The following is a 19,580-nucleotide window of genomic DNA, read 5'->3' on the forward strand; positions in this document are numbered from 1 at the left end:
GGGTCACATCATGAACCACGTCGTCTCCCTCGGCGCCTATATCCTCGGCTGCCTGGCAGCGCTGCTGTTCGCGGCGCGATGGCTGTTGCGCAACGACCCGGTGCTGCGCGCCGACGAGCCCCAGAAACCGCAGCGGCGAACCGACTAGGCTTGCGCCGCGCCGCCTGCACAGGCGGCGGCGGCCTTACATCCCACGGACAGCGCGACGGAGCACCCTTGCCGGTGCCCGCGGGCCCTGCTCGCCCCGTATCATTGCGGTTTGCGCCCGACCGGCGCACCAGCCCCGCGTACCCAGCCCCTGTCCGATGTCCGTCCCATTTGCCCTGCTCACCATCACGACCGCCCTCAGCGCCATGATGCTGGCCATCGTGTGGTCGCTGCGGCGCTGCGGGCTGCCCGGCGTCGGTGAGTGGTGCAACGCCAACCTGACCGCGACCGGGGCGCTGGTGCTGTTCTCGATGCGCGGCATGATCCCGGACCTGTTGTCGGTCGGCGTTGCCAACGCTGCGCTGGCGTGGTCGCTGGCGCTGTTCTATGCCGGCAGCGTGCGCTTCTGCGGCGGCGTGCCGCCCTGGCGGCGGTTAGTGGCGGCCACGGCCGTGACCACCGCCGGCGTGATCGTATGGCGCTATGCCGTCGACGAATTCACCACGCGCGTCGTGATCGTCTCCGCCTTCCACGCGGCGCTCTGCGCGCTGGTCGGGCTGACCTTGCTGCGCCGGCGACCGCGCGGAACGTCCGCGCGCTTCTTCATCACGACCGCCTGTTTTGCGCTCTTCTTCGCCACCGGGCATGCGGTGCGCGGCACGCTGTCGGCGCTGCAGTGGCTGGGCAACCCCTACATGCAGGAATCCATGCTGCTCAACACGGTGTTCCTGACGCTGGGGGCACTGGTGATGCCCGCGATGACCATGGGCGCGGTGCTGATGATCCATGACGCCATCGTGCGCCGGCTGGAAGCGGTGGCCAATACCGACACGCTGACCGGCGTGCTGTCGCGCAAGGCGTTCGAGGAAAGTGCCCGGCGCGAGCTGGCGCGCGCTGCTGGCGGCAAGCCCGCCCCTGCGCTGCTGATCGTCGACATCGACCATTTCAAGTCAGTCAACGATACCTACGGGCATGCCGCCGGCGATGCCGTGCTGCAGGCGTTCGCAAAGCTGGCGGCGGCGCAGCTGCGGCCCGGCGACCTGCTGGGCCGTCTTGGCGGCGAAGAGTTCATGGTGCTGTTGCCCGCAACCGCCGAGGCCGGCGCCAGTGCGGTGGCGGAGCGCATCCGCGCCAGCGTGCAGCGTCATGCGGTCACGACGGTAGCGTCGGACGGCGACAGCCACACCGTGCGCTATACCGTTAGCGGCGGCACGGCCGGCTGGCATCCGGGCCTGACACTGGCGCAACTGAGCGCGCTTGCCGATGCGGCGCTGTATCGCGCCAAGGTGGGCGGGCGCAACCGCGTGGTGGCGCACAGCGGGCCTGCCTCGGCTACGCAGGCGGCACCGGAGGCCGCGCAAGCGCTCGATGCCTGACGCCTCCGTCAGCCCCCATCAGCCCTCCTCAGCCCCCGTCAGTCCTCGTCCGCCACGCGCCGGTACGCGCCGGGCCGCGAGCCGGTCCAGCGCCGGAATGCCCGGTGGAAAGCGCCGGGCTCGGCAAAACCCAGTTCCGCCGCGATATCCGCCACGGGCCGACCGGAGTGGCTCAGCGCCTCGATGGCAAGGTCCCGGCGCAGCCCGTCCTTCAGGTCCTGGTAGCTCACGCCCTCGTCCATCAGCCGGCGCCGCAGCGATGACGCCGACAGGTTCAGGCTGACCGCCAGCGCCTCGAACGTCGGCCACAGCTCGGGCTGCTGGTTGCGCAGCAGCCGGCGCACGCGCGCGCCCACGCTGCTGCGGTCGGAATACTTCACCACCACGTTGTGCGGGGCATCGCGCAGGAAAGCCTTCAGGCTGCGCTCGTCCTGGCGCACCGGCTGGTCCAGCAGGGCGGCGTCGAACACCAGCGCCGTGGCCGGCTGGTCAAAGGCGAGCTGGCGCGAGTACATCACGCGGTATTCGGCGCTGTAAGGCGGCTCCGCGTAGTCAAACGCCGCGAGCCGTACCGGCACGCGCCGGCGCAGCAGCCAGCTCATCAGGCCGTGCAGCATGATGAGCATGGTTTCCTTGGCGAACACGCCGGGCTGCCGCCCCAGCGCCGCATTGGGCGCGGTCAGCACCAGCGCCGCCTCGTCCCCGTGGCGGTCCAGGCGCACGCCGATATCGTCCAGCAGCAGGCGGAAATACCGGGTAATGCGCTCCAGCCCCTGCCCCAGCGTGCGGCTGCCGACCACCGCGTGGCACAGCATGGCAAAGCTGCCGCACTTCATGCTGCGCGAGTCCTGGCCGAAGAACTCGTCATCCAGCGCGGCGGCCACCCCCAGCCACAGCTCGCTGTAGCTGGCCGCCGAGACGCGCGCCTGCGGCACCGCCAGCAATTCCGGCGCGATGCCGGCGCTGCGCAGCACCGGCCCCGGGTCGATCCCGCGCGCCTGCAGCCCGGCGATGGCATGGTGGACAAAACAAAGCGCGACGCTGCCTTTTTCCATGGTCCGGCGGGTGGCAAACGAGTTCATGAAGATTGGCGGATTTTGGCATAGGAGCCCGCCCCCGGCGTTCCTACACTGCCCGCAGGCCTAGACGCCGAGCGCGCATTCTGCCTGAGATGCTGCGCCGCGCCAACGCGCTTTACAGGAATACCCCTGCGGAATCCCACCGCGGAACACCACCGCCAACCTGCCATGCACAGCGACTACACCGAACAGCAACAGATGATCCGCGACAGCGCGCGCGCCTTCGCCAGCGAGCGGCTGGCCGCCGGCGCCGCCCAGTGGGACCGCGATGGCCGCCTGCCCGACGAGGTGGTCGCCGAGATGGGCGCGCTGGGCCTGCTCGGCATGATCGTGCCCGAAGACTGGGGCGGCACCTACACCGACTATGTCGCGTATGCGCTCGCCATTGAAGAAGTCGCCGCCGGCTGCGCGGCCTGCGCCACGCTGATGAGCGTGCACAACTCGGTCGGCTGCGGCCCGATCCTGCACTACGGCACCGATGCGCAGAAAGAGCGCTATTTGGCGCGGCTGGCCAGCGGCGAACTGATCGGCGCCTTCTGCCTGACCGAACCGCAGGCCGGTTCCGAAGCCCATAACCTGCGCACGCGCGCCCGCTTTACCGACAACGGCTGGGTGCTCAACGGCAGCAAGCAGTTCGTCACCAACGGCCAGCGCGCCGGCGTCGCGGTGGTCTTTGCCTCGACCGAACCCGAGCGCGGCAAGAAAGGCATCTCGGCCTTCCTGGTACCGACCGACACGCCCGGATTCCTGGTCCATGCGCCGGAGAAGAAGCTCGGCATCCGCGCCTCGGATACCTGCGCCATCACGCTGGAAGACTGCACCGTGCCGCACGACGCGTTGCTGGGCGAGCCTGGCGAGGGGCTGCGCATCGCGCTGTCCAACCTCGAAGGCGGCCGGATCGGCATTGCCGCGCAGGCGATCGGCATTGCGCGTTCGGCGTTCGAAGCCGCCTGCCGCTACGCATCCGAACGCATCCAGTTCGGCCGCCCGCTGCGCGAGCACCCGCCCATCGCCAACATGCTGGCCGACATGGCCACCGAGCTGAACGCCGCGCGCCTGCTGGTGCACCGCGCCGCGCGCATGCGCAGCGAGGGCCTGCCGTGCCTGTCCGAAGCCTCGCAGGCCAAGCTGTACGCGTCCGAACTGGCCGAGCGCGTCTGCTCCAAGGCGCTGCAGATCCACGGCGGCTATGGCTACCTGGAGGACTACCCGGTCGAGCGCCACTACCGCGACGCCCGCATCACCCAGATCTACGAAGGCACCAGCGAGATCCAGCGCATGCTGATCGCGCGCAGCCTGTGACCCAACAATTGCTTCTCATACAACCACACCGTCCGGAGACAACCATGAGCGCAGTGCCCAAGACCGACAATGCCGTGCCGACCGTACCGCTGCTGATCAACGGCGAATGGGTGGAATCGTCCGCCACCGAGTTCCGCCAGGTGGTCAACCCCGCCACCCAGGAAGTGCTGGCACGCGTGCCGCTGGCCACGGCCAGCGAAGTCGCCGCCGCCGTTGGCGCGGCGCACCGCGCCTTTGCCACGTGGCGCCACACGCCCATCGGCGCGCGGCTGCGCATCATGCTGCGCTACCAGGCACTGATCCGCGAGCACAGCAAGCGCATCGCCGCCATCCTGACCGCCGAGCAGGGCAAGACCCTGGCCGATGCCGAAGGCGATATCTTCCGCGGCCTGGAAGTGGTCGAGCATGCCTGTTCGATCGGCACGCTGCAGCAAGGCGGCTTCGCAGAAAACGTCGCCTCCACCGTCGACACCTACACGCTGCAGCAGCCGATCGGCGTCTGCGCCGGCATCACGCCGTTCAACTTCCCGGCGATGATCCCGCTGTGGATGTTCCCGATGGCGATCGTGTGCGGCAACACCTTCGTGCTCAAGCCGTCGGAACAGGATCCGCTGTCGACCATGGAACTGGTCAAGCTGGCGCTGGAAGCCGGCGTGCCGCCGGGCGTGCTGAACGTGGTGCACGGCGCCAAGGACGTGGTCGATGCCCTGTGCACGCACCCGGACATCAAGGCGGTGTCGTTCGTGGGCTCGACCGCGGTCGGCACGCACGTCTACAACCTGGCGGGCGCGCACGGCAAGCGCGTGCAGTCGATGATGGGCGCCAAGAACCACGCCGTGGTGCTGCCCGACGCGCACAAGGAACAGACGCTGAACGCACTGGCGGGCGCGGGCTTCGGCGCGGCCGGCCAGCGCTGCATGGCCACCTCCGTGGTGGTGCTGGTCGGGGCGGCGCGCGACTGGGTGCCTGACCTGGTCGAGCGCGCCAAGACCCTGAAGGTCGGCGCCGGCGCGGAGCCTAGCACAGATGTCGGCCCGGTGGTCTCGATGGCGGCTAAGGAGCGCATCCTCGGCCTGATCGCCGCCGGCGAGCGCGAAGGCGCGAAGCTGGTGCTCGACGGCCGCGACGTGCAGGTGCCGGGCTATCCGCAAGGCAACTTCATCGGGCCGACCATCTTCACCGATGTTGGCACCGACATGGCGATCTACACCGAAGAGATCTTCGGGCCGGTGCTGGTGGTGATCGGCGTCGAGACGCTGGATGACGCCATCGCGCTGGTCAACCGCAACCCGTTCGGCAACGGCACCGGCGTGTTCACGCAGAGCGGCGCCGCGGCCCGCAAGTTCCAGAGCGAAATCGACGTCGGCCAGGTCGGCATCAATATCCCGATCCCGGTGCCGGTGCCCTATTTCAGCTTCACCGGCTCGCGCGGCTCCAAGCTGGGCGACCTGGGGCCGTACGGCAAGCAGGTGGTGCAGTTCTATACGCAGACCAAGACGGTGACGGCGCGGTGGTTCGACGACGCGACGGTGAATGACGGGGTGAATACGACGATCAGCCTGAAGTGATGCGTGGCGCGTCGCAACCGCCGACGGTTTGCTCCCCTCTCCCGCATGCGGGAGAGGGGTTGGGGGAGAGGGCCGGCACTTGCAGGACCGATTTGCCCAGTAAACCAATCGCGCACGACGCTTGCCATACTCGACCAATGCAGTAGCCACTGACGCTCCCGCCCTCTCCCCCGCCCCTCTCCCGCGAGCGGGAGAGGGGAGAAAACAAGCGGGACGCGAACAACCGTAGCTAGGAGACATCCATGCATATCGCCTTCATCGGCCTCGGCAACATGGGCGCGCCCATGGCGCGCAACCTGCTCAAGGCCGGCCATACCCTGACCGTATTCGACCTCAATGCCACCGCCGTGGCCGCGCTGTGCGCAGAAGGCGCCGCCAGCGCGGATACCGCGCGCAAGGCCGTGGCGGAAGCCGACTTTGTCATCACCATGCTGCCCGCCGCCGCGCACGTGCGCAGCGCCTACCTTGGCGAAGACGGCGTGCTCGCCGGCGTGCGCCCCGGCGTGCCGCTGGTCGACTCCAGCACCATCGATCCGGCCACCGTGCGCGAGCTCGCGGCCGCCGCGCAGGCCCACGGCAATGCGCTGGCAGACGCCCCCGTTTCCGGCGGCACCGTAGGCGCGCAGGCGGGCACGCTGACCTTCATGGTCGGCGCCACCGAGGCGCTGTTCGAGCAGGTGCGTCCGGTGCTGGCCGGCATGGGCCGCAACCTGGTCCATTGCGGCGGCACCGGCACCGGCCAGGTCGCCAAGATCTGCAACAACCTGATCCTCGGCATCTCGATGATCGGCGTGTCGGAGGCGATGGCGCTGGGCGTGAAGCTGGGCATCGACGCCAATGTGCTGGCCGGCATCGTCAATACCTCGACCGGGCGCTGCTGGGCGTCGGATACCTGCAACCCCTGGCCCGGCGTGATCGAAACCGCCCCGGCCGGCCGTGGCTACAGCGGCGGCTTCGGCGCCGACCTGATGCTCAAGGACCTGGGCCTTGCCGCCGATGCCGCGCGCAGCGTCAAGCAGCCGTTGTTCCTCGGCGCGCTGGCGCAGCAGGTCTACCAGGCCATGAGCCACGCCGGCGAAGGCCAGCTCGATTTCTCCGGCGTCATCCGCCAGTACCTGTCCGCCACCGACAAGGAACGCCAGCCATGATCGAATTCGTACTCGATGGCCACGTCGCCACGCTGACGCTGAGCCGCCCGCCCGCCAACGCCTTCACCGCCGAAGGCCTGCAGCAGTTGCGCGAGCTGGTGGCAAAGATCGATGCCAATCCCGAGATCCGCGCCGTCGTCGTCACCGGTGCCGGCGAGAAATTCTTCAGCGCCGGCGCCGACCTGAACGGCTTCGCGGAAGGCGACCGCGCCCATGCGCGCGCGATGGCCCAGCAGTTCGGCAGCGCCTTTGAAGCGCTGCAGAACGCGCGCCCGGTCGTGATCGCCGCCATCAACGGCTACGCCATGGGTGGCGGCCTGGAATGCGCGCTGGCCTGCGATATCCGCATCGCCGAAGAACACGCGCAGATGGCGCTGCCCGAAGCCGCCGTCGGCCTGCTGCCGTGCGGCTGCGGCACGCAGACGCTGCCGTGGCTGGTCGGCGAAGGCTGGGCCAAGCGCATGATCCTGACCAACGAACGCATCGACGCGGCCACCGCGCTGCACATCGGACTGGTCGAGCAAGTCGTGCCGCGCGGAAAGGCGCTGTCCACTGCGCTGGAGATGGCGCAACGCGCCGGCAAGGTCAGCCCGCGCGCCGCGGCGTACAGCAAGCAACTGGTGCATCTCGCACGCCAGGGCGTGCCGCGCCAGGCCGCGCTGGCGCTGGAACGCGAGCGCTTTGTCGACCTGTTCGACGGTGCCGACCAGCGCGAAGGCGTCAACGCCTTCCTCGAAAAACGCGCGCCGCAATGGCGCAACGCCTAGGAGCCTGTTATGCGCCTGACTGAATCGGCCATCTCACCGGGCAATGCTGGCACGCAGGGTGCCGGGCCTGAGGTCCTGTTCGACGTCGTCAACGGCGTCGGCATCGCCACGCTGAACCGGCCGCGCCAGCTCAATGCGCTGTCGTACCCCATGATCGTCGCGCTGGGCGCGCAACTGGAAGCCTGGGCCCGCGACGACGCCATCCGCGCCGTGGTGCTGCGTGGCGCCGGCCCCAAGGCGTTCTGTGCCGGTGGCGATATCCGCGCGCTGACCGACAGCTACCGCGACGGCACACCGCTGCACCGCCGCTTCTTCATCGACGAATACACGCTGGACTACCGCCTGCATCGCTATCCTAAGCCGCTGGTGGCGCTGATGGACGGCGTCGTCATGGGCGGCGGCATGGGCCTGGCGCAGGCCGCGCACCTGCGCATCGTGACCGAGCGCTCGCGGGTGGCCATGCCCGAGACCGGCATCGGACTCGTGCCGGATGTCGGCGCCAGCCATTTCCTGTCGAAGTTGCCGGTGCAGCTGGCGCTGTATCTTGGCCTGACCGGTGTCACCATCGGTGCCGCCGACGCGTTGCTATGCGGACTGGCCGATGCCGCCGTCGACAGCGGCACGCTGGCCGAACTGGAGCAGGCGCTGGCCGGCATCAACTGGGGCAGCGACGTGCTCGCCGACCTGCGTCATGCGCTGGTGCGCGAGCCGGTGGCCAGCGCCGCCGACGCCCCGCTGCTGCAGGTGCTGCCAGCGCTGCTGCGCCACTTCCCCGCGCATGCAACGTTGCCGGAAATCCTGGCCAGCCTGGCGTGCCAGGACGATCCGCGCTACACCGCCTGGGCCACGCGCACCATCGACGTGTTGCGTACGCGCTCGCCGCTATCGGCCTGTGCGACCCGCGAACTGTTGCTGCGCGGCCGGCGCATGGACCTGGCCGACTGCTTCCGCATGGAACTGGCGGTGGTGGTCAATACGTTCTCGCAAGGCGACTTTATCGAAGGCGTGCGCGCGCTGATCGTCGACAAGGACAACGCGCCGCGCTGGCGCGTCACCAGCTACGAGGGCGTGGCGCCGGACGATGTGCAGGCGCTGTTCCGGCCATGGTGGGCGCCCGGCGAGCAGCCGTTGCCGCTGGACTTGCCTGCCTGAAGGCAAGCGCCACAAGACCTGCGCCGCGCATCAGGCGCAGGTCGCTTCGGCATCAGGCCTTGATCAGCCCGTCCGCACGGAACATCGCCTTGATGCCCCGCACGGCCTGCCGGATACGCGATTCGTTTTCGATCAGCGCAAAGCGCACGTACTCGTCGCCGTAGTCGCCAAAGCCGATGCCCGGCGACACCGATACCTTGGCCTTGGCCAGCAGCTGCTTGGCGAACTCCAGCGAGCCCAGCGCGCGGTAAGGCTCGGGAATGCGCGCCCAGATATACATCGACGCCTTCGGAATCTCGACCGGCCAGCCTGCCTCGATCAGCCCCTTCGCCAGCACGTCGCGACGCGACTGGTATTGCGCGGCGATCTCCTGCACGCATTGCTGGTCGCCTTCCAGTGCAGCGATGGCCGCGATCTGCACCGGCGTGAAGGTGCCGTAGTCGTGATAGCTCTTGATGCGCGTCAGCGCCGCCACCAGGTCGGGGTTGCCCACCATGAAGCCGATGCGCCATCCCGCCATGTTGTAGCTCTTGGACAGCGTGAAGAACTCCACCGCGATATCCTTGGCGCCCGGCACCTGCATGATAGAAGGCGCCTTCCAGCCGTCAAAGACGATGTCCGCATACGCGAGGTCATGCACCACAAAAATGTCGTGCTTACGCGCAAGCGCGATCACGCGCTCGAAGAAATCCAGCTCCACGCATTGCGCAGTCGGATTCGACGGAAAGCCCAGCACGATCATCTTGGGCTTGGGATAGCTGCCCCGGATCGCGCGCTCCAGCTCGGCGAAGAAATCGATGCCCGGCACCAGCGGCACCGAACGGATATCGGCGCCGGCAATCACCGCGCCGTAGATATGGATCGGGTAGCTGGGATCGGGCACCAGCACCGTGTCGCCGCGATCCAGCGTGGCCAGCATCAGGTGCGCCAGGCCTTCCTTGGAGCCGATGGTGACGATGGCCTCGGTATCCGGGTCGATCTCGACGTCATACCGCTCGCGATACCAGTGCGAGATCGCGCGCCGCAGCCGCGGAATGCCCTTCGATGCGGAATAGCCGTGCGTGTCGGGCCGCTGCGCCGCCTCGGTGAGCTTGGCCACGATATGCGCCGGCGTGGCGCCATCCGGATTGCCCATGCTCATGTCGATGATGTCCTCGCCACGGCGGCGGGCGGCCATCTTCAGCTCAGCGGTGATGTTGAAAACGTACGGGGGAAGGCGATCGATGCGCGCGAAGCGGCGCTTGCCGGAGGAAGCGGCAGTCATGTGGGGTCCTTTACGTAAGCGCCCGGAACCGTCCGAGCGACGTCGGCAACTGCTGTCTCAGTTGCCTGGGGACTTATGTTAGCGGGGATGCCGCCGTTGCACAACGGGCGTGTGAGCAGATACCTAGAGCCTGCCACCCGGCAGACCGGTCGGCCGGTTGGCGGGCAGATGGCGCACAATGCAGTCCAGCGCGGGAGAATCGGAGCGCCCACCCAGCGCCGCGCTGACCGAATCGCGGTACTGCTGGGCAGAGATGCGCTGGTAGTACAGGCGCGAAGTCTGATCCAGCCAGTAGACGTAATCGTCGTCGCCGCGGCTGCCGCTGGTGCGCAGCCAGTCGCTGATATTGTTCGTTCCGACGATCATGTTCGGGCACGCGGTCTTCAGCGAATCGAGATAGGCATTGAAGTCAGTGGCCTCGCGGTTGCGAACGGCGTCCGGCGCACAGGCGGCGAGCAAGGCAACAGATGCCGCGGCGGCGGCGATGATGCGCAACGGCTTGGATGCAGGCAGCACGGCAGTCCTCCCGGCGTTGACGTTGCCTGCCATCTTATGGCAACGCATCGCCCGCGTACACCATGTCGCCCGTGTTGCTCAGTCGTCCAGCGTCTCGTGCACCGCCGCGTCGCCGCGCTTCCAATAGGCCGATGCGCGGATGCGCTTCTTGTCGATGCCACGCTCGCCGACCAGATACCAGCGCACGGCCTTCATCGCCGCCGCTTCTCCCGCCGCCCAGACATAGCCCTCGCCCTGCGGCAGCGTGACCCGGCGCAGCGCCCCCTCCAGCAGGCTGCCCTCGGGCGCATCGCCGCGATGCAGCCAATGCACCTCGACATCAGCCCGGCTCGGCAGTGCGATCTGCGCGGTCTCATCGCCAACTTCCATGACGACGATGGCACGCGAATCCGCGCCCAGCTCCTCCAGCCGGCGTCCCACTGCGGGCAGCGCCGTATCGTCGCCGATCAGCAGATGCCAGTCGAAGTCCGCCGGCACCACGAACGAGCCGCGCGGCCCGCCCACGCCCAGGTACTGGCCCGGCCGCGCCTGCGCCGCCCACGTCGAGGCAGGGCCGTCGCCGTGCAGCACGAACTCGATATCCAGCTCCTGCGCGGCGGCATCGTAGCGGCGCGGCGTGTAGTCACGCGCGGCCGGACGCGGCTGGCCTTCGGGGAAGCTGATGCCGTCGGGGCCTACCTGCGGCAGCACCGGCTTGTCGGCGCCATCCACGGGGAAAAACAGCTTGACGTGGTCGTCGAACGAGGCGGAGACAAAGTCTTCCAGCTCGGCGCCGCCCAGCGTGACGCGCAGCAGTTGCGGCGTGACCTGCGTGGTGCGCACTACTTGCAGCAGGCGCATCTTCAGCGGATGGCGCACGCGCTGCACGGAAAGATCGCGGTTGGATTCAGGGGCGTCTGCAGTCATTGAGGAATTCCTTGGTTGAGGGTCCGGCACCTGCCGGGCCCGGGTGCCGATGGCAGATGCCAGCGTCAGCGCCACGGCTCAGGCCTGAGGGCCGGCTTCGATCTCGGCTGCGGCGCGCATCAGGATCGCGGCAATGCGGCGCTGCTCGTCCGCGCCTGCTTCGCTGCGCATCACCATCGCGCGCTTGATCGCGGCCCGCGCCTGCATCAGCTCGGGCAGCCAGCCGCCCTGCTCCGGTTCGGGCTGCGGCTCGCCACTCATGGCCCGGCGCATCCATTCCATCTTGCGGGCGACGTGACGCAGCTTGGCCACCATCACATCGACACGCTCGCGATTTGCCGCGAGATGCGCTTTGCCGGTTTCGGACAGCTGGTAGCGCTTCTTGTTGCCTTCGGTGTCGACGGTGGCGTAGCCAACTTCTTCCAGGTAAGTCAGCGCGGGGTAAACCACGCCAGGGCTCGGCTTGTAAAAGCCGTTGGTGCGGGTTTCGAGCGCCTTGATCAGCTCGTAGCCGTGGCTGGGTTTTTCTTCGAGCAGGCTGAGCAGCAGCAGCTGCAGGTCATCGGCGCTGAACTTGCGGCCACGGCGCCAGCCTTCGTTGTCGAAGCCGCCGGGGCCATCCGGCCCGCCCGGCCCGAAGCCGTCTGACGGGCCACCGCCCCAGAAGCCTCCGCGCTGGTGCCGGCTCATGGCAATGCGGGCGAGGTGCGGGGCCAGCCGCCGCAGGATGTGGCGACCGTGCCCTGACATGGATGACAAGTGATGATGGTGCCGCATGAACGATCTCCGATATGTCGTAAAACATATCTTACGATATAAATGCGGACTTGAATTGTCAAGCAGAAGCCTGCACCAGATGCGATCCGTGCCCGCCAGGCACCCCCAGCGAACTCAGCCTGCAGCCATCTGCACAAGCCAGTCCAGCACAGCGCCGATATTGCAGGCGCGCCCGCTGTAGGCATCCGCCATCACCAGGCAGAAGACGGAAAGCACGCGCCGCGGCAATTGCCGCAACCGGCTTGGCCTGGGCGACAGCACGCCGCGGGAGGACACAGGACGGTCCGCATAGAACGATGCGTTGATTTGCGACACGCGTAGCAGGTAGTGCCGGAACCGCGAAAACGCCCGCATGTCCACCGCCGGCGGATCGCTCCAGAACAGCTCGAGCGAGCCCTGGAAGGTCAGTCCCGGCTTGTCATAGAAGCAGCGCCCCAGCGCGATCACCGGTACCCGATGTAAGAGCGCCTGCAGGCCTGTGGTCGAATTGATGGTCACCAGGCCCACGCAGCGATGCAGCAGCGAAGGCAGCCGTGCGTCATGCAGGTAGAACACCCTCTCCGCCACGCCATATCGCGCGCAGATCGCGTCAATCGTCACAGCGTAGTCGGTATGGCCCCGGTCCATCGGGTGGTGCTTGAGCACCAGCTGGCTGTCCGGCGGCGCATGCCAGGCAAACGAGTGGATCGTCGCTTCGATGAAGTCTTCAATCCGTCGCCACGGGCTATGCTGCCGGATTTGGCTGTCGCTGCTGACCTGCAGCGCCACCATGAAGAAATGCGGATGGTCGCTGGCCAGCAGCCGGCGGCGCAAATCACGTTCCTGCCAGCGGAACCGGATCTTGCGGTAGCCGGCGCGCAGCCACCGGCCCAGCTCCGGCACGGTGAACGGCTTGTGGTGACGGTAGTGCGGATACCCGCCCCGACCCAGCCTGCCGGCAACGAAATACCAGAACGAATGCCACGCCATCAGCCCGAAGGCATGTTTAAACCGGCACGGCCGCGTTGTGCGCCCCGCCTGCGGGATCGCGCCGAGCTGCACGCTCGCCAGCGGCGACTCCGCGTTGACCCCGCCGGCCTCAAGCGTAATGTAGTCAGGACGGACATAGCCCTCCTCGAACACCCAATACGCAATGCCCAACTCGCGCGCCACACGCGCAGCGATGCGATGCTGTCGCCGGGCCGAGCCGAATACCACGATGGCATCGATCCGGCGCGCTTGCAAAAGCCCGCGCAGATATGCCTCCCACGCCGGCATGGCATCAGAAAAACGGACGATATCTCCGCCGCGGTAGTACAAGTCATCGCCGCCGTTGAAATTGACCTTCGTGACCAGGCCCCCACGCCCAACTAACAGGTCGCGCAGTCGGGCGAAAAACGGGCCGTTGGGGCCCTGGAGCAGCAGGATGCGCCGGTGCCTGGCAATGTTGTCGAAGCTGGCTTCGATTGTCCTGACGGCTGCAGGGCCCGCTGCCTCGTCATCGGCTGGCGACAGCATGCCCGCCCGTGGCTTGCATGAATCGATGGCTTGCATCGCGGCTATGTCGGTGTCTTGGCCGACTGGCCGCGCGCATCGCGCCACCGGTGCCAGCACTGCCAGAACGGATGGACGACCTGGCGCAGCAATCGCCGCCCGCGCGCAGCCGGTTCCTGCCGCCAGCGCAGCAGGTGGGCGATGGCTTCCTCTGGCGTCGCGAAACCCATAGCGGCATCGCGCAGGAGATAGCGCGGATACAAGATCAGTGCCGCCGCGACCAGCATGTCGAGCGACAGCTTGCGGCGCCGCCGCGGCGGTGTGCAGCAGTCCTCGGTAAGTCCCCATCCCGCATAGAACGGCGCGCCATGCACGGTGACCCGCTTGCCGCGCAGCAGCGCCTCGAAGCCGGCCAGCGAGGTCATCACATGGACTTCGTCGACTTCTCCGATGAGTTGCTGCATGGGATAGCCGGACACCATCTCATCACACCATGCGCGCAGGCCTGCCTCCGCGGTACGTCTCCCGCGCAGACCGCCATGTACGTCGGGATGGGCCTTGTAGGCAAGGTAAGCGTTGGGGGCGTGCGCGCGAACCGCTTCCAGCAAGTCGCGGTTGGTGCGGATGCCGGGCGAACCATAGCGCAACGAGGCATCCGCCTCGACCTGGCCTACCACGAGGATGACCTCGCGTCCGCCGGCGGGACGTCTCCAGTTGCCTTGCCCGACGTTGTATTTGGTCAATCCGCCCTGGACAATGGCCGCGCGCAGGTGCGCCGCACGCGTCAGGATCGCTTTATCGAATTCCGCCTCGTTCAGCAGCCGCTCCAGTTCCGACGGCATCGAGGCGTCGTAGTAGATGCCGCTGCGATCGAATACCCATGAGATCGGACGAACGCACTGCGCGCCGAGCCCGACCGAGCGCAGGAAGCCATCCTCCACCGTGATGGCGGACAAGTCATGCCGACCTGCCAGGTCATGTGTTCTGCCCCAGATGAGTACTTGTGCTCCGCGCGGCACATTACGGATGCTGCGATGGAACCGCACCTGGCTGCCTTGCAGGAAGCCACGCAGGATGGGCCGCTTCCAGCGGGAAAAGCCCACGGCGTGCAACTGCACAGGAAACTGCTGGCGCATCCGGCGTTGCAGCGCCAGATAATCGATGATGTCTTCGGCTTCGCACCGATCTGCGGTGTGGGGATGTACATAGCGGGTATATCGCACCAGGGCGGCATAGCTCAACTGGTCCAGCGATACAGGGCGGCGCCGCTCCGGGCGCGGCAGGCAGTCCGCGGTCAGTCCCCATCCGGCGTAGAACGGCATGCCAAACGTATGGACGGGCTTGCCATGCAGCAATGCCTCGAAGCCGACCTGCGAGGTCACGGTGAACACCGCCGTGGCCGCGCGCAGCAGTGGCACCACGTGGACATCCTCGGCCAAGCGCTGCACGCGCGCATCCGGGCACTTGTCCAGCAATTCGCCAAGATAGCCGCGCTTGCGGCCGGCAAACACTTCCGGATGCTCCTTGACCACGATCCGGCAGCCGGGATAGCTCTCGATCGCTGCGTGCAACATGCGTTGAAAGCTGCCTGCATCGGCTAGTCCATGGCGCACCGAGGCATCATCGATCGTCTGGTCCACCACCAGTACGTATGGCGACTGCGGCAGCATGGCAGGAGCGGGCGCATGGTTGTACTTGGAGACGCCGGCTTCGCGCCATCGCGCGATCAGCTGGCGGGCCCGTGCATGCTCCCGCCCTGACAGCGGCATCGCCACCAGGTGCTCGAATCGGGAGGGACTTGCGGCGTCATAGTAGATGCCGAGATCGTCGATGACCATCGAGCAGGCCGGGAAACCTTGTCCCGGGCCGACCGAACGGATAAAGCCATCTTCCAGCCACAGCACTCGCGTGATGCCATGCCGGGCGGCATACGACTCGGCGCTGCGCGCGCTCGGACGCCGGCCCCAGGCCACCACGCCGTCAACGCCAGCTGACCTGGCTCCGGGCCGGAGAAAGACAAATTCCTCGCCCAGGAAGGCGTCCAGGTGCGGCGTACGCAGTATTCCCCTCGACAGAATCGCAAGCATGCTTGTCTCTGTTGGCGGCCGAAGCGGACGGCTGTGCGCCGGCATCCGCGGCTTCAGCCAGCCCGGTTCCTCAGGGCATCCACGAAGAATCGCCGAGGATCGCGAATCAGCTTCGACAGCTTGCGAGCGGTCGTGCCCGGCATCCGCCTGACGGCGGGTACGTTGCTGGCGGTACCTGCCTTCGGCACTTCGGTCACTGCAGCCTTGACCGGCGCCCGGGTAGCCGCGGCTTTCGATGCGGCGACCTTGGGCGGTATCGCGGCGGGCTTGCCCATCCGTGCGATGTACTCGCGGTAAAAGTCATAGACCGGCGAGTTCTTCCTGGCAGGCTCGGTGCGCCAGAAGAATGTGCGGAGCGGCTGTCCCGGAAGCCTCAGTTCGGTGAAGTCCAGGTTCATTGCGACATTGCGCGTGGCCCCACCGTCGTTGACCTTGCGGTATTGCGTATCGGCGAAGGAATAGAACGCATTGGTGAGGTAATGCACAAACCGCAGCGCGTGCTCCTGCGATGGCACCCGCAGCTCCGACACACTGTTCACGATATCCTCCAGCCCGCGCACCTGCGTGGACAGCCCGGCATGGCAATAGAACGCGGATCCGAAGTTGTAGGTAGGCTTGCCGAACAACAGCGACAGCAACCCGACGCCGGAGTTAACCGTCAGGACCGCGTCGCACGCTGACAACGCATCGTAGACGTGGGTTGCCGGAGCCAGCTCGATGGCGCCAGGAACCGGCGGCATGGTTGTTTCAAGCGGATGCCGCTTCACCACGACGCGCCAGTCCGGAGGTAGCCGCAGCGACAGCTGGGACAACACGAAGCAGAAGTTCTCCATGCTTTCCGCATGGCCGGCAAAATGACGGATTACCGAATCGCCCGGGCGCTGCATCGGAACAAACAGCACCTTCTTGCCCTGCAGGTTATATTTCGCGCGCAGATTTTCCGCGCCGATCCGGTCGCCATTCTTTTCCAGGGTCTCTTCGGATGAGACCAGTGCATCGACATAGCGCTCGGCCGCCTCCTTCGCCTCTGCCGACAGCGGGAAATTCCATTTCGATGGCGCATACGACGCGCTGTCGGCGTTGAAACCGCAAGGGTCGAAGAACCAGGAGCCAGGCAATGCGCCACGATCGAAAACGAGCAACGGGATGCCAGCGGCCTTGCAGGCGAGATACAGCGCCAGCCGCTGATCGTTCCCGTAGGGCGTCAGGAAAAGAACCCGGTTGAAGCGGTGCTCTCGCACGTAGCTGACGAAAGCCTGCGCATCGACAAAGTCGCCGGGCTCCATGTACGCCACGTTGCCAAGATGCGCGATCGCCATGCGAATGCTCTTCATCGGTATCGTGTTCCGGCCCGACAGTGCCAGCGTCCGTTGCGCCGAGGCGCCATCGCACAGCGCGGGCGGCAGTTCCAGGTCCGTATCGAGCGCCTTGACAAAGCGTTCGAACAGCATGCGGTTAGCGGCATTGCGCTTTGCATAGCCCGGCAGCGACGGCGTCGGGTGATACAGATGGCAGAAGAACATGCCCGAGGCCATATTCTGGCGCCCGAACAGCGAAAAGAAGCTGCGATAGCCCTTGTACTCCAGCGCGCCGTACTTGTAATCGTGGGAATAGTAGTCGTGCGACCGGATAAAGCGCCGGGCTTTCCAGGCAAGCCGGTTCATCAGTTCGAAGTCTTCGTAGCCATGACCAAAGAATTCCTGGCGCATGCCGCCCATCGAAAGATAAAAGGCCCGTCGCAGGACGATGGCCGACGTGGCCGGGGCATACATCTGGATGCGTTCGGCATCGCCCTCGGCGAAGTACTCCTGAAAGCGCGCCCTGGCCGCTTCGGGCGCCATCGATTCGTACTCGGCGGTACCCGCCGGCGTCAGGTAGAGGCATGGAAGACATTCCAGGTGATTGAAGTTGGGTGACGCGAGCCGCAGGCTCTCCGCCAGCCGCTGGTACACGGATGGCGGCGCCGTCAGGTCGACGTCCTGGAACGCAATGAATTCGGTGGATGCCACCTGCGCCCCGTGATTGCGGCAGGCGCCGGCGGAAAACGGCTCGCCCAGCCGATCCAGCCTCAACAGGCGATAACCCGACGCCTGACAGGATGCCGCGACATCATCGACGATATGCTGCGGCGACCCGAAGTCGACGATCAACCTGTGTATGCCCGGAACTACCGGCTCGCAGGCAACGAAACGTCGCAGCCGCTCATAGAGGTAGTCATCGCGCTGCCTGGCATAGAAGGGTGTGATGATGGTCAGCATGGATCCGGTCCTATCGTTCAGAGGCCGAGGACAACCTTGGCGCTGATAGCAATCTGGTAAAGAATCTGGAAAACGTCCTTGGCAAACTGCCGCGTCTTGAAATCCACCCTGGGCAGCACCATGATGTCATCGCCCGGGCGCACCGTGTCATCGCGCTTGCCGTCGGAGAAGCTGCCGTCCCGGTGCGCGATCAGCACGCGGGAGGTGTCGGCGTTCTGAGAGAATCCGCCCGCCTGTCGGATGAATTCGTCCAGGTCCATGCCTGGGTCGTAGGCGACCGCGTTCGGAAACAGGACCTCCCCGCTGATCAGCACCAGGCCGTCCTTGACCGGCACGCGCAGGAGGTCGCCGTTCTCCAGCAGCAGCCGGTCGCGTCCCGACGCTTTCGCGATCAGGGTCTGGCCGCTGGGCTCGATCTTGCGGGCGCGCTCCACCCATTGCAGCACCAGCGCGGCCTCTTCCCGCCGCAGTTGCGCCTCTTCCGCGGTACCCGCGCGGGCGGTCAGCACGCTCGCTTCCAGGCTTTGCAGGGTGGTGCTCAGCAACACCTTCTGGCGCGCCTTGACGCTCTGCCGGAACAACTGGATGCTGTCCGCATCCGACACAGGGGTGAAACGCAGGCGGCCAACCAACTGGCCCATGCGGCTGCCGTAAGGCAGGACATACTCCTGCGGCCCGTCGTGCGCGCCTTCCACCCGCACGGTGATGGTGCCCGGGCGCTTGTCAGCCGTGAACTCGATCTCGTCGCCGTCGAACAGGGCGACCTGGGTTTCGTGCGTGATGGGGAAGTACTCCACATCCCTGACGGTGCCGGTGTTGCGCACCACGCGCACATTGGTCGCTTGCGGCAACGGCCGCGCCAGTCTCATCAGGTCAGCCAGCCGCGTCTGCTCGCCGGGAAACTCGAAGCGCCGGGCGTAATCGGCCAGTCCCGTGACCTTGACCGTCTTCTTGCGCGACCGGACCAGGATGACGTCGCCGTTGTTCAGCTGGCGCGCGGGCAGCTCACCCCGCAACAGGAACTCATAGAGGTTGACCACCTCCAGGGTCTGGTTGCCGCGCCGGATGGCGACATCCAGGAACGAACCGCGCTCCGGGTCGATGCCGCCGGCCTGGTCCAGGTAGCGCAGCACGCTGTCGCTGGACGTGCCGTCGTACAGGCCTGGCCGCCGCACCGCCCCGGTCACGTAGACCCGCACCGGCTGGGCCGCGAGCAAGCTGGCGTAGATCGACACCTTGCTGGCGAACACCCGGCGCAACGCATTGCTGACGGCAGCCTGCAGCGCGCCATTGGTGGTGCCCTGCACGCGGAATGGTCCCACTTCCGGCAGCAGGATGTTGCCGCCGGCATCGACCGTCAGCACGGTGTCGACGTTGTAGCCGTTCCAGATGCGCAACTGGATGCGGTCGCCAACGGCGATCACATGGCTCGGATTGAACACAGCGGCGCTGTCGCGGCTGAACGCGCCGGTGAACAGTTGCGCGCCAAAGGCGTCGCTGGCCATGTTCGCGGCGTAGTCATTGTTCTGCGGCGCGTTGTCGGGAAGCGGCTGCACTGTCTGCGCCGGCAATACCGGCGCTGTCACGGTTCCACCCTGTGCGGCCGGCGCGGGCAGTTCCATCGGGACGAGCGCCGTTGCCCGCGGGAAAGCGGGCAAGCCGGTGCCGCCCTGCGCATGGACAACGCCGGGATTGGCGATGGCGGCAATGGCGGCAAGGGCGGCGCATGCAAGGAAGTCAATCAGGCGTCTTGCGAGCAT

The 19,580-nt window shown here is 66.8% G+C and carries 16 protein-coding genes; 7 read left to right on the forward strand and 9 right to left on the reverse strand.

The genetic code is table 11. The features are described 5' to 3' along the window. Window positions 1-10 precede the first annotated feature (10 nt). On the forward strand, window positions 11-148 hold the full coding sequence (locus LPA45_RS20890; RefSeq protein WP_199414678.1) for a hypothetical protein: 138 nt from the start codon (window positions 11-13) through the stop codon (window positions 146-148). A 157-nt stretch (window positions 149-305) separates the two neighbouring features. After that, window positions 306-1,523: a GGDEF domain-containing protein gene (locus LPA45_RS20895; protein WP_317923871.1), complete on the forward strand. Its 1,218-nt coding sequence runs from the start codon at window positions 306-308 to the stop codon at window positions 1,521-1,523. A gap of 38 nt (window positions 1,524-1,561) precedes the next feature. Here the strand turns inward: LPA45_RS20895 and LPA45_RS20900 are convergent, their stop codons facing one another. Next, on the reverse strand, window positions 1,562-2,578 hold the full coding sequence (locus LPA45_RS20900; protein WP_317923908.1) for an AraC family transcriptional regulator: 1,017 nt from the start codon (window positions 2,576-2,578) through the stop codon (window positions 1,562-1,564). 192 nt (window positions 2,579-2,770) lie between these two features. Between LPA45_RS20900 and LPA45_RS20905 the strand changes: the two genes are divergently transcribed. The 5 genes from LPA45_RS20905 to LPA45_RS20925 all read left to right on the forward strand — a co-directional run bounded on the left by LPA45_RS20905 (window position 2,771) and on the right by LPA45_RS20925 (window position 8,539). Beyond that, window positions 2,771-3,904, forward strand: coding sequence for an acyl-CoA dehydrogenase family protein (locus LPA45_RS20905; protein ID WP_317923872.1), 1,134 nt, complete (start codon window positions 2,771-2,773; stop codon window positions 3,902-3,904). Window positions 3,905-3,948: 44 nt separating this feature from the next. After that, window positions 3,949-5,472 carry a CoA-acylating methylmalonate-semialdehyde dehydrogenase gene (locus LPA45_RS20910; RefSeq protein WP_317923874.1) on the forward strand — a complete coding sequence of 508 codons (1,524 nt, stop codon included), beginning with the start codon at window positions 3,949-3,951 and terminating at the stop codon, window positions 5,470-5,472. 242 nt (window positions 5,473-5,714) lie between these two features. Then, window positions 5,715-6,620 carry a 3-hydroxyisobutyrate dehydrogenase gene (gene mmsB / locus LPA45_RS20915; protein ID WP_116322192.1) on the forward strand — a complete coding sequence of 302 codons (906 nt, stop codon included), beginning with the start codon at window positions 5,715-5,717 and terminating at the stop codon, window positions 6,618-6,620. Then, window positions 6,617-7,387, forward strand: a complete 771-nt coding sequence (locus LPA45_RS20920) for an enoyl-CoA hydratase (RefSeq protein WP_317923877.1) — start codon at window positions 6,617-6,619, stop codon at window positions 7,385-7,387. Before mmsB ends, LPA45_RS20920 begins: the two co-directional genes overlap by 4 nt. A gap of 9 nt (window positions 7,388-7,396) precedes the next feature. After that, window positions 7,397-8,539: an enoyl-CoA hydratase/isomerase family protein gene (locus LPA45_RS20925; protein ID WP_317923880.1), complete on the forward strand. Its 1,143-nt coding sequence runs from the start codon at window positions 7,397-7,399 to the stop codon at window positions 8,537-8,539. 52 nt (window positions 8,540-8,591) lie between these two features. Here the strand turns inward: LPA45_RS20925 and alaC are convergent, their stop codons facing one another. The 8 genes from alaC to LPA45_RS20965 form a co-directional block, all read right to left on the reverse strand. After that, window positions 8,592-9,803, reverse strand: a complete 1,212-nt coding sequence (gene alaC, locus LPA45_RS20930; RefSeq protein WP_317923881.1) for an alanine transaminase — start codon at window positions 9,801-9,803, stop codon at window positions 8,592-8,594. A gap of 123 nt (window positions 9,804-9,926) precedes the next feature. Next, window positions 9,927-10,319, reverse strand: coding sequence for a hypothetical protein (locus tag LPA45_RS20935; protein ID WP_317923882.1), 393 nt, complete (start codon window positions 10,317-10,319; stop codon window positions 9,927-9,929). A gap of 78 nt (window positions 10,320-10,397) precedes the next feature. Then, a complete protein-coding gene (locus tag LPA45_RS20940; RefSeq protein ID WP_317923883.1) occupies window positions 10,398-11,225 on the reverse strand; it encodes a siderophore-interacting protein in 828 nt (275 codons plus the stop codon). Window positions 11,226-11,303: 78 nt separating this feature from the next. After that, on the reverse strand, window positions 11,304-12,002 hold the full coding sequence (locus tag LPA45_RS20945; protein ID WP_317923885.1) for a PadR family transcriptional regulator: 699 nt from the start codon (window positions 12,000-12,002) through the stop codon (window positions 11,304-11,306). Between the two features lie 114 nt (window positions 12,003-12,116). Then, window positions 12,117-13,535, reverse strand: a complete 1,419-nt coding sequence (locus LPA45_RS20950) for a capsule biosynthesis protein (protein WP_317923887.1) — start codon at window positions 13,533-13,535, stop codon at window positions 12,117-12,119. Window positions 13,536-13,540: 5 nt separating this feature from the next. Next, a complete protein-coding gene (locus tag LPA45_RS20955) occupies window positions 13,541-15,562 on the reverse strand; it encodes a capsular polysaccharide biosynthesis protein (RefSeq protein ID WP_317923888.1) in 2,022 nt (673 codons plus the stop codon). A 53-nt stretch (window positions 15,563-15,615) separates the two neighbouring features. After that, window positions 15,616-17,820 (reverse strand): glycosyltransferase, encoded by a 2,205-nt coding sequence (locus LPA45_RS20960; RefSeq protein ID WP_317923889.1) that lies wholly within the window; start codon window positions 17,818-17,820, stop codon window positions 15,616-15,618. Window positions 17,821-17,837: 17 nt separating this feature from the next. Further along, a complete protein-coding gene (locus LPA45_RS20965; protein ID WP_317923891.1) occupies window positions 17,838-19,580 on the reverse strand; it encodes an SLBB domain-containing protein in 1,743 nt (580 codons plus the stop codon).

It is taken from the genome of Cupriavidus sp. Agwp_2 (assembly GCF_040784895.1).
Lineage (GTDB): Bacteria > Pseudomonadota > Gammaproteobacteria > Burkholderiales > Burkholderiaceae > Cupriavidus.